Origin of the sequence: Marinibium conchae (assembly GCF_015595035.1) — a bacterium.
Classification (GTDB): domain Bacteria; phylum Pseudomonadota; class Gammaproteobacteria; order Enterobacterales; family Alteromonadaceae; genus Glaciecola.
This window is the reverse complement of record NZ_JADNRN010000005.1, coordinates 112,918-124,856: the sequence shown is the minus strand read 5'-3', so window position 1 is coordinate 124,856 and position 11,939 is coordinate 112,918. Positions and strand designations below refer to the sequence as shown.

6 protein-coding genes are annotated in these 11,939 nt (G+C 43.1%); 3 read left to right on the top strand and 3 right to left on the bottom strand.

All coding sequences use genetic code 11. From position 1 onward, the window contains the following. Nucleotides 1-23: 23 nt before the first annotated feature. From ISG33_RS16860 to pdsO, 3 genes are all read right to left on the bottom strand, one after another. Nucleotides 24-674 carry a class GN sortase gene (locus ISG33_RS16860; RefSeq protein WP_229333667.1) on the bottom strand — a complete coding sequence of 217 codons (651 nt, stop codon included), beginning with the start codon at nt 672-674 and terminating at the stop codon, nt 24-26. Further along, the gene (locus tag ISG33_RS16855) at nt 664-3,042 is read right to left on the bottom strand and encodes a VIT domain-containing protein (RefSeq protein ID WP_195734815.1); all 2,379 of its coding nucleotides are present in this window, start codon (nt 3,040-3,042) and stop codon (nt 664-666) included. The genes ISG33_RS16860 and ISG33_RS16855 overlap by 11 nt, the downstream gene beginning before the upstream one ends. Before the next feature lie 69 nt (nt 3,043-3,111). Further along, a complete protein-coding gene (pdsO, locus tag ISG33_RS16850; RefSeq protein WP_229333666.1) occupies nt 3,112-3,882 on the bottom strand; it encodes a sortase-associated OmpA-like protein PdsO in 771 nt (256 codons plus the stop codon). Nucleotides 3,883-4,130: 248 nt separating this feature from the next. On the opposite strand from pdsO, the gene pdsR reads away from it, so the two are divergent. The 3 genes from pdsR to ISG33_RS16835 all read left to right on the top strand — a co-directional run bounded on the left by pdsR (nt 4,131) and on the right by ISG33_RS16835 (nt 11,919). After that, nucleotides 4,131-4,823 (top strand): proteobacterial dedicated sortase system response regulator, encoded by a 693-nt coding sequence (gene pdsR, locus ISG33_RS16845; protein ID WP_195734843.1) that lies wholly within the window; start codon nt 4,131-4,133, stop codon nt 4,821-4,823. A gap of 2 nt (nt 4,824-4,825) precedes the next feature. Beyond that, nucleotides 4,826-7,168, top strand: coding sequence for an ATP-binding protein (locus ISG33_RS16840; RefSeq protein ID WP_195734814.1), 2,343 nt, complete (start codon nt 4,826-4,828; stop codon nt 7,166-7,168). A gap of 164 nt (nt 7,169-7,332) precedes the next feature. Beyond that, on the top strand, nt 7,333-11,919 hold the full coding sequence (locus ISG33_RS16835; RefSeq protein WP_195734813.1) for a PAS domain-containing protein: 4,587 nt from the start codon (nt 7,333-7,335) through the stop codon (nt 11,917-11,919). Nucleotides 11,920-11,939: the final 20 nt, after the last annotated feature.

Below are 11,939 nucleotides of genomic sequence, written 5' to 3'. Positions count from 1 at the left end.
GCATTAGTGTTCGCTTAAGGTTTTTATATCAGCTCAGCCTTTACGATATAGCGTTGGCTTGGGTTTGGGTCGATACTGTCGAATGGGTAACAAGTAATGAGTGTTAGGGTACTCGTTGACGTTTCTTGAAGCACATCAATGTTTTTTTCATCAACTATTTTAATGTCGCTAACACGGAATACTTGTTTTACAAGCTTGTCTTCTTGTCTGCTGGTCAGATAGATTAAGTCGCCAAGCTTCGATGTTTTTAACTGTTCAAAATGCGTATCACGATGACCCGCGATGGCTGCATTGCCCTCACTGCCCAAGCTTGCTGTGTTGGCCAAATGAGCAGGCCCAAAGGCGAGGTTTCTGCCGCTAGCCCCTGAAAGTATGAAGTGCGACGTGTCTTGTATCGACAACTCGGCTATCGGGAAAGTGTCAGCCCACGGCCACGGTTTTTGAATTTCACCCGTATTGGCATAGTATTGCCAGGAATTCCCAATTAAGTATTGCGCGTATTGCGCCTTGGTTTTAATGTAAAAGCTGTCGCCTAATAACACTAATGCAAAGACAAAAATGGCATAGATAAAGATAGTTTCAACACTGATTGTATGGTGCATTATTGTAAAGACCTTGTTGTTTCGACGCTTACTATCATTGCTATTCACAGCCACTTCTGTTTTAGATTTCATCGTGCTTTCTCCTCCAAAGCATCAATACAGCCATCGTCAATAAGAGAAGGGCAATCAACATGTTAAGTTGTGCTCGCGTGGCAGTTTGTGGAAGTAAACCTTGTTGACTTAATCCGTGGGCTTGAGCAATTGCCAATTGTGCTCTCTTGAGTTCAGCTTCTGCCAGCATTGCCTCTTGCGATTGTTGATTTTGTATATTTTTCTCAGGTGCAGTTTGCTCTGTGTCTACGGCAACTAAGCTGGTGTATTGGCTTACGATATGATGCGCCAGTGCTGTTTGTGTGATTTCTGTTACTAAGCTGTCGATCTGCTCTTTGCTTTCAACAGGTTGCACTTCTAACTTGCGTTTATCACGACTTAACTGCGCTATCTTTTCCCTTGCCCACAGCACGTTGATGCCTTGTGCACGCGTAGCGATTGTCCCCAAGGTTGTTTCTGAATTTAAGGCGCTATTATCAGGCTTATTCTGTTGATATTGCTTGATGCTTTTTCCGCTCAACTCTTGAGTTAAGCTAAACTGCCATGGGTTATTGTTATACCTTCCGACTAATAGTGGGGCATTTATATCTGCGAAATCATCAGTATTTTCGTGAGCATGTTGATTAGAAGCGGTAGCTGAAGCGTTTTTTTTATAGCTCAATACCATAGGTTCTTCGTGATATAAATCGCCAATAGTATCGGGGTACATCTCTATACTCTCATTTGGCCCAAGTGCTTTGAGGTTAAATTGAATATTTGTAAGCGCAGGTGCTTTTATTTTCTCTAAGAGCGTTTGCATTTTTTCATTGACTTGGCTGGTGTCGGCAATGAAGGTAAAGCTACCTTTGCCCATCTTAGCGGCCTCGGTCATAAAGTAAGTATTGGGTGCAGCACCAATACCAATGGTAAAAAGTCTCTGCGAGCCAAGTCTGGTACTTATTAATTGCATCAATGAATGTTCATTCGACACACTGCCGTCGGTGATGAACAAAATTTGTTTGAAGAAGCGATCGTCTTCGTTTTCTGCTTTCGCTTTGTCTGCGCTATCGAAGGCGACTGAAAGCGCAGAATGCATCTCTGTGCCACCGTTGGCTGTTAAGCTAGCAATGAAATCGAAGGCATCGGCTTTATTAGTTGAGTCGGCGAACTTGGCTGTTCTCCACAACTGCTCTGCATGACTATTGAATTGAATAATATTGAATTTGTCGGATGCGGCTAAATCGTCCACTGCAAAAGCAAGTGCTTGCTTTGCCTGTTTGATTGCGTCACCAGCCATTGAGCCTGAGGTATCCAAGATGAAGGTAATTTCTCTATCCTGATCCAAGTTTTCGTCTGGAAGTGGCGGGTAAATCATGACTAAGCCATACTCTTCGCCATTCACCCATTGCGAGAAATGACTGGTTTGCGGTTGACTTCCCAATTCAGGTTGCCATCTGAGGACAAAATCCTTTTGTAGTACGTACTCATCGGCTAAGCTGATTTCGTACTGACTAGCACCGCTACCTATCTGATTTGCTGACGAATGGGTAACAATAGGGTGATTTTCACTTGTAATATTGTTTAGGTGAGTTCCCGACGCTAGGTTAACTCTCAGTGTTAAGGCTTTTCTGCGAAAGTTTGATTTTTCAACACTATCCTCGTTGCTACTCTGTGGCTGATAGCGCTCTTTTATATCAAGTGGATATCGAAGTGAGTACTCGCCATCTGCAAATCTTAATGTTTGTTGGTACTCTATGCTAACTTCTATTTCTTCACCTGGCCCAATGTTGGCGACTTCATTCGTGAAAATATTTGGACGATGTTGAACAACTAAACTGGCTTTCTTACCCTCTTGCTTGGCTTTTTCAAATATTTTTTTTGCTTCTTGTTTTTGCTTAATCTGGCCTTCAATAATGCGGTTACCGACTTTCAATAACAGGTGGTCGACGGCGGCATTTTCGGGCAGTGGAAAAGCGTAAACACCGTCTTGCCATGTATCGCTGTTATTTTTGAAAGTTTGGCTAACGCGTGTTCGTGCGATCATGCCAGTGACATTAATGTCAACTTCGGTACTTAACTCGCTGCTATTCTTGAAAGCTGGCTTTCCTTGTTCGTCAACTGCCCTAATAAACAGTCCTGATGAACTTAAGTTGGCAAGTGGATCGGTATAAAATATGTTGGTTTCTTGAACGTTTATCTCGTTTACAGTGCCCGTTTTCGTCAGCAAACTAAATTGCGTTTTCACTTCATTTTTAATAGAAGATTCACTTTCAGCGCTGCTTGGATATTGTCGCTGATTGTCAAACAGGCTTGTATAAGCAGGTGTGAACATGTTTGGGGCTGCTGCATGAATGAGCCCAAAGACACAGAGTCCGGTAACGACAATGAGCGAGCGTTGTAGGATGGCCATATTAGTTTTCTACCTTTAAAGTTATTAGGAGTGAGCATCTACTATTGGTGAGTAAAAGGGTGTAGCAGCCTATTGATTGGCTGCTGTCATTTCTGCTATTTCGCTACTCACTTTTACATGCACGCGACGGTCAAAAAAGTCCTCTTCGAAGCTACTGTTTGAGCTTGCCAAATTTGACTCGCCAAAGGCTTGAGCGATAATCTGATTGTCATTCACAAATTGACTTAGCAAATAGTCTTTAACAGCCTTTGTGCGCTGCTCAGATAGCACTTGGTTGTATGCTGACTCCCCACGTTGGTCTGCAAAGCCTGATAGTTCAATTTTGAGCCCCGGATTTTTTCTCAATTCTGAAGCCAAACCATCTAGTTGCGTTTTGTAGTGGTCTTCAATGAGGTAAGACGCAGTTTTGAACTGAATATTAGTCTCTAAATGCGGGCTTACTTGTTGAATGGCCTTGGTCATCGCGCTGTCCATCGCGGCAATTTGCTCGTTCGCCTTCGACATTGAGCTTTCATAGTCTTTTTGCAAAGCAACAAGCTCTTCGGAAGTGCTATTTAATTCAGTTTTCGTCAGTTCCAGACGATTTTCATCGTTTATGTCGTCAGCAATAAATAAACCAAATAGCCCTGCTACAGCTGCGCCCACCGGCCCTGCAACAGCCGCGCCAAACACGACGCCAGTACCAAAACCTACGGCATTATTGGTATTTTCTTGTTTCTTTAATTCCTTCTCATCAATACTTTGATTGGCGGATGCAAAGGCTGATGCGCTCATTAAACAAGTGAACGCGATTACGCTTGTGATTTTATTAAATGCAGGCTTAGTTGTTGTTTTCATCATTCTCTCCAAAGAGTGTTGTGTTTAAAAAGGAACAGTGGGATGGAGGAATCTCTGTACTTCGCATCACCACTGTTCAAAAGCTACGATGCTATTAAACACAAGCTTTATGGCGTTAACGGGGAGATAAAATGGCAATGTTGAGATGAATTGTGGCGAAATTATGGAAATTAGGCCTATACGCTTTCACCACGCGCTTTTTTGTATATAGTGAGAGCTAATTAAAAAAGAGTACAAAGTTTGTTGAGGGAATAATGAAAACAATTGCGTTAGTTGAAGACGACATGGCGCTGCGCGAGAACTATGTTTCGGCCTTGAGTAGTCAGGGCTATCACGTTGATACTTACTCTAATAGAATTGAGGCAGAGAATGCTTTTGAGCGCGCGCTTCCCGATCTCGCCATTATCGACATTGGCTTAGAAAATGAAATTGATGGAGGGTTTTCGGTATGCCAAAGCCTCAGAGCCCTTTCAAAAACTCTTCCAATTATATTCTTTACTGCAAGAGACAACGATTTTGACACTATTTGCGGTTTGCGGATGGGTGCCGATGATTATCTGACTAAAGATATCAGTTTGCCCCATTTGCTCGCCAGAATTGCTGCCCTTTTTCGCCGAACTGAAGTGATGCAATCGCCACAAGAAGCTTCCGATTTAATAAAAAACGGGCAGTTGAGTATGGATGTAAAGCGTATGACAGTTGCTTGGCGTGAAGAGCTTATCGAATTAACCGTAACAGAGTTTTGGATGTTACATGCAATTGCTAAAAATCCGGGGCACGTAAAAAGTCGCCAACAATTAATGGATGAATCCAAAATGGTGGTTGATGACACCACTATTACGTCACACATTAAAAGAGTGCGTAAAAAGTTTGTGCAACTCGACTCTAATTTCGACCGCATTGAAACCGTTTACGGTATGGGCTACCGCTGGAAGGCGGCATAAAAATGAGAAACTGGCGCATTGGCTTACGTTTAAAACTATTGTTTTTTTCGTCCTTCCTGTTTGCTATTCCTTATTTGGGTTATCAATACGTATGGGAACTCGAGGCCTATCTTCGTATCGGGCAAGAACAAACTATGTTGGGCACAGCAAGGGCTGTAGCCACGACGTTGCACGAGCGCCCGAAACTGTTCGATGCACAATCTTCATTTCAAAGCAGCGTCGTGACGGGGCGCGATTTGTATGCTCATAAAGTAACGGCACCGATACAACTAGATGGTCAACTCGATGATTGGGATGATTACCTTACTGCTACCATCGAATATGCTCAAGAAAGTTTGCTGATATTGCGCCAACCATATTCAGCTTCAAGTTTGAAATTCACGCATCTGCTTGGTGAATATGAAGACTACGTTTATGCCATGTTTAAGGTCACCGACGACAATCTCGTATTCCGAGGTCGCAATAGTTTGCGTATCGATCGCAATGATTTCCTTCAAATATCGATGTTGAACCCTCAAGGTGAGTTCAAGCGCTACATCGTCGCGCCAATGCAAGAAGGTTGGGTTAATGCCTATTTGTTAAAAAATAACATTGAAAGAGTAATACCTGAGAAACTCGATACTCGAATTCAGGGGTATTGGAAGCCAAGTGAAGAAGGCTACATCATCGAACTTCGCTTTCCTGCAGGCATGATGCAGGACCGAATTGCTTTTGCGATTTCAGACGTAGATGACGAACAGTCGCGTTTTATAAAATACTCAATAGGTACAGCCAATCCTGAACAGCAAGACGAACTTGGCACTTTATTAATACCATCGCCTGAAATTGAAAGTATATTACGAGGCCTAGAATATGCGAATGCGCGAGTCTGGGTTATTGACAAGCACAAAAGAGTGTTGGCGAAGTCAGGAGACATTCAAAATGCTGATGGCATGCAAGCTAGCTCCGCAAGTTTTGATTTAGCGCGTGTTGATAATGTGCTGGCTGTTAACACCCCAAACCGCCTCAGAACTGAATATGATGAAACACAAAAACTTGCTGTTAGTGCTCCCGCCGATACGAATACACATACATCTGAAGAGAAACGAGCGTGGTGGCAAGTGATTGAAGAGGAATGGCTTATTCCTCTGTACTATCAAATTCTGACGCGCCCGCCAGAAGAGTTTGTCGATGATCTTGAGAAAGCGTCGGCACTGCAAGGTCAAGAGGTGGATGAAGCCTTGCAGGGCGAAGCTAGCTCATTATGGCGTTTGAGTTCTGACAGTAAAGCAGTGATTTTGTCGGCTGCTCATCCTATTTTCATCGAAGGTGAAGTGATGGGAGCGGTGGTCGTAGAACAGACTACAAATGGTATCAGGACTCTCCGCAATAATGCTTTGGAAAAGCAATTCCACTTCTTTCTAGCGGTTATTGTATTAGGCACCTTAGCACTGTTTTTGCTGGCATCACGCATATCAACGAGGATTAGAAAGTTACGTAACGACACTGAGCAGGCTATTGATAAATCAGGAAAAATTATATCTGGAATAGAAGCATCAACTACACAAGACGAAATTGGCGATCTGAGTCGAACTTTCAGTACGGTATTGGGAAGACTAAGCCAATATAATGCTTACCTAGAGAATATGGCTTCTCGGCTCTCTCACGAATTGCGAACACCTGTGGCGATTGTAAACTCTTCATTGGATAATTTGTTACTTGAATCTCAAGCTACCAAGTTAGCAGCTCAGGATACAAGCCATCAAATAAGCCCATCCGATAAAACTGATGGCGCATTGGTATATGTAGAGCGTGCCAAGCAAGGAATAAATAGGCTGAGTAAAATCTTAAATAACATGAGTGAAGCCACTCGTTTAGAGCAAGCTATTCAGAGTAGCGAACAAGAGACTTTTGATGTGCTTGATGTGCTCGGGGGCTGTGTTGAGGGCTATCGACTTGCCTATAGTGAGCATCAATTCGATTATGCATCGTCGTTAGAACGAGCCGAACTTGTAGGCTCCCCCGAGCTATTTGCACAAATGTTAGATAAAATTGTCGCGAATGCCGCGGAATTTAGTAACGCAGGTGATACTATTCGGTTTAGTTGCGACGGAATATCAAAAGACTTCTGTATAGAAGTGAGTAATAAGGGGCCTTTGCTTCCCGAGAACATGCAACAAGAGTTGCTGGATTCTATGATTTCTGTTCGCAATACTGCTTCCGGCTCTAGTACTAGCGAGCAAGTACATTTGGGACTCGGCTTATATATTGCAAAGATGATCGTGCTATTTCATCGCGGGAGTATTAAGATTAATAACCTAGCTGATGGTTCTGGTGTTGTGGTGAGCTTGCACTTTAAGACCTAGTGTAACTGCCGATACCCTTCATAACGGAAGAATAAGATGTCTTATTCCACAGCTAAAAGTTATTTTAAAATATACGCAAGGTGCTTTCGCGCTATTTTTAACTTTCCTTGCAGGCGTTACCTTGTCTGCTAGGATATTATTTATTTCTATTGGATATGACAAACATGCTTCAGCAGCTATCGGCTTCACTTTCCGTTTTCAAGCGCTCTTTCTTTTTCGTGCTAATTGTTATTAGCCCTACTTGCTTTGCTTTTGGCGGTAAACTCTCCCGTCAGGATGAGGGCACGCTATCTCTTTTGGCCTATGCAAGCATCGGCGTGATGATTGTCCTCGCGATTTTAGCTATATCTGCCTTCATAATGATGAAGAAAAAGGATAAGCAACTTGAGATACATGATGAAGTTATTCGTAACCGAAACGAAGTGTTAGATAAAACGAGCTCTGGCATACTCACGGTTGGCTTGCGTGGTAATATTATCGAAATTAATCAAACTGCCGCTCGATTGCTGGGTAGAGAGGCAAGTCGAGTTATCACACAACCGCTTAATAAATTTTTCGGAGAAGAACCGAAAGACGACATCAATCAAGCCCTAGATAGCAATGAAAGCACTGTTTTAGTTGTTAAAGCCCCAAGTTCTGGCTTTACACTGAGGTTAACGATCACAAAAAACCTCAGCATGTACGATGGCGTAGCTTATGTAGCTACAATAGAAGATGTCGACCATTACGAAAGTATCATTAATGTCGCAAGCACTAGTTTGAAAGAACTAGACGACCTTGTTGGGCGTCTTAACTTAGGTCAAGTGACTGTTGATTTTGACAACGAGAAGTTTGAAGGTAACCAAAGTTTTGCGCACTTATTAGGGCATGATGAGTCGCTAAGTGGTGATTTCGAAGCACTTGAAAAGTTGATTTGCCCAGATAATTTAAGTTTCTGGAATCAATCATTCGAGCTTGCTAAAGAACATCATGAATGCGATTTCAAGACTGTACTGAATGGTGCAGAGAATAAAGTGCCTGTTCGTATTTTGGGTGTAAGCTCGGGTAAAAATAAAAAAGGCAAGTCAGTTCAATTTAAGCTGTTAGTCATAAACGAAACACAATCGCGTCAAAATGAACGTCGACAATATTTAAGTGAGCAGAAGGTTAAAGCCATGCTCACTGTTTCTACCCAACCAATATATGTTCTTGATGAAGAGTGCCGCGTTGTTTTGGTTAATTCTTCTTTTGAAAAATTATTTGGTGTGAGGCTGCAAGAGATTAAAAACAAGCGTTTTGATCTCTTGAATCTGATGCCCGAGGATATTAACGTACTGCATAATCCCGACGAAACCCCGCTTACTATTGGCAGGGCTTTAAATCGTGAGTTTAGTGGTAAAATAGGTAAACAAGCTCAAAACAGTGATGAGCTCCCAGTTGCATTGAGGGATTCGGAAGAGTCTCGACATAGCAATTCTACAGTACATCTGCGCTTAACCTTGCAAGCTTTCGGCGACGATAAGAATAATCGCGCAGGCTTTACAGGCATGGTCCAAGATTTAACTTTACTTACCGACACCAAGCGTCAGTTAGACTATGAAAGAGCTCACTTCTCCAATCTGCTTGATATAGCCCCGATTGCAGTGGCGACAGTTGATGCTGATGATAAAATTGTACACGCTAATACCGCGATGACGGAGCGTTTAGGTCTCAATGAAAAAGAGCTAAGGAAAGGCACCTTTTATCAACTCTTCAACGATGGCGATGATGCAGGCAGAGCAGCACGACAACTTCATCAAACTGGTCGCTTGAGAGCCTTCCACACCAGCCTTCGTGGTAAAAACGATGTAATACACCCGAGTGAACTTCATATTGACCTGCTCGACAAAGTAAAAGAACAATATGTTTGCTGGATATCCGACCGTTCTGGTGAGTCCTTCCAGCAACAAAAATTCCAAGGCTTGTTAGAGCACAGCAGCATGCCAATGGGCATTTTAGATGAAAACGGATTCACTCGTTTAAATCCATCTGCTTGTGAATTCTTCGGTGTTGAAAGTGAAGAAGACTTGTGGGGTGAGTCACCTTATGCCTTGAGTTTGAATAAAGATGATGGAGATGCATACGAGTTAGAGCGCATCCTTAATCGAGTGAAATACGATGGCAGAGCTAAAACAATCAACTGGGAACATAAAGTTGATTCTGAAATACGAGCGTGTCAGGCCACCTACATTCCAATCTACAAGGGAAAAGAGTTCGATTCAATTCTATGTTTATGGACTGATCTAACTGAAATTATTCAAGCAGACCAAGCACGGCTAGAGGCAATCACGGCGCACAAAGAAGCTGAGCGTGAAGTTGCAGAAAATCAACAGCTTCTTCGCACAAGTCACGAGCAATTAGCAAGTAAACTCAAAGACTTGCGCGACACTGAAACTAAGCTTCAAGAAGCTCACGATGAAATATCTGAAGCGAAAATTGAATACATCAATTTGCAAGAAAAGCACAAAAGTGTCACCGAAAACCTGCAACAGGTTCAGCAGGATTACAGTAAAAGCAGAGAAATGCTTAATGAAGCGAAAGAGGCCAATAATGCACTCACTGAGCAACTAGAAATATCAACACGGAAAGTGAATAAGCTGCAAGGGCAACGAAATGAGATATCTGAGCAACTCAAGCGAAGTGAAGAGAATTACAAACAAGCACAAGAAAAACTCGCTGCAAGCCAAGCTCATAGTCAAAAGTTAGAGCAGGAGCAAGCAGAACAGTCTCAAAAAATGCATGCTTATGTTACTCAAATTGACTCGCTTAAAGCGTCTATCCAAGACAAAGATGCTGAAATCAGCGAAGTTGGTTCTCAAATTAATGAATTACAGGGCCAACTCCAAAGTAGTGACGATACTAGTGCTAAGTTAAAACAAGCACTGATTAGCCAGCGTAAGGCGAGTGAGGAAGCTGAGCGTCAGCGTCGTGAAATTGAAAATACTTACAAACTTGCACAGTCGGAATTAACAAACAAAGTTCGCCATGTTGAACATTTACAGAACGAAATGCAGAAGTTCGAGGAAATGTCGAAGCAAGAAAAAGGTGATATGGCGGCTCAACAAAGCAAGCTGATGCAAGAGCTAGAAGCGAAGCAAAAAGTACTTCAAGAAACGCAAAATGCACTTGACGAAGCCAAACAAGCCGCGGAAAAAGAAAAGCAAGAAAAGCAGCGTCAACAAGAAGACATGCAGCGTTTGCAAAACGAACTTGCTGAGGCTGAGAAACATGCCGAAGAGAAGCTTGCGGAGATGAAGCGAGCGGAACAAGAGCGACTAGAACAACAACAACGTTTGCAGGAAGAGTTAAAAGCGAAGCAGAAAGCGCTGCAGGAAACTGAAAGTATATTGAGTGAAGCGAAACAGCAGACCAAAGCAGAAAAAGCAGAGAAGCTGCGTCAACAAGAACTGTTCGATAAGCTCCAAGCTGAGTTGGCCGAAATGGAGCAACAAAGTGCTGAGCAAGCGGCTAAGCTAGAGCAGTCTGGTAAGCAATGGGAGGCGCATCAGGAAGAGCTTAGACGCGAGGTTGAAGCTAAACGTGAGCAATTAGAAAGTTCACAAAGCAAACTTGATGAAATTCAACAGCAAGCAGAAGCTGAAAAACTTGCCCGTCTTGAGAAAGAACAAAAACTCGAACAGCTTTCCGTGGAATTGTCAGATGTTGAGAGTCGAGCAGCCAAGCAACGTGAGATGTTAGAGGGAAGTGAAGAACAATGGAGTGCCCAACAGCAACAAATTGAAGAGCAGAAGAAGCAACTACAACAAGCCCTGCGTGAAGCGGAAGAGCAAAATCAGCAACTGCAGCAAAAACTCGAAGGTAACCTAGAGGAGCTTCAGCAAGCAGAATCTGAAGCTAACGAGACTAAATCAGTTGAGAACAAGTTAACTGAAGAACTAAACGCGGCGAAAGCACAGCAAGAAGAGCTTGAGTCTAGGATTAGGCAGCAAGAAGAGCAGGAATTGGCACTCAAGAAGCAGGTTGAGGAACAACAAGCTGCACTAGAGGGGCGAGAAGAGAGCATTCAAGCACTTCAGGAAATGCAAGAAAAGCTGACCGCCGAACTCCAAGCCGTTCGAGAGGAATACTCGCAGAGTAAGCAAACCTTAACTGAGCAGCAGGACAACCAATCAGGTTTAGCCAACCAACTCGCGACACTCGAGCAAGAGTTGCAAGCGAGTAAAGCGCAGCTTGACGATAAAGAACAAGCATTGCAAAGTGCTCAAAAACAGTTGGAAAGCAACGAAGCAATTCTTGTTGAGCAAGAAAATGCGCTTGTTGCTGCTCATAAAGAAGAGTTGCAACAGGTTCAAGAGCAAAAGCAAATTGAACAGCAGGCTAGCTCTGAGCCAGTTGAAGAGTCGCCGATTGCGCAGATGGAGATGCCAGAAAGCCCCAGTACTTGGTTCGATTTATTACCCTACCTTCAACAGCAAGGGCAAGTCGATTCTTTATCAACCGCCCTGAACGAGCTGATTGAAGAGTTAAGCGAGGGCATCCAAATGACTGACGATGGCATTATGCAAGACGATAACAGTGCAATTTTACGCGGCGCCAGACGTCTTGTGCAAACGGGCAAGAAAGTAAATGCAGACGCCTTATTTGATGTTATCAGCCGTTTGGAAGTTGATTGTGGCACTGGCATGGTAGATAACATCTCTATCGCATGGCCAAATACAAAGCGTGCGTTAAATAATACTCTCAGAGTGATTTACGAGAACTTAAACGGCTGAGTCATGTCAGTCGTTAACAT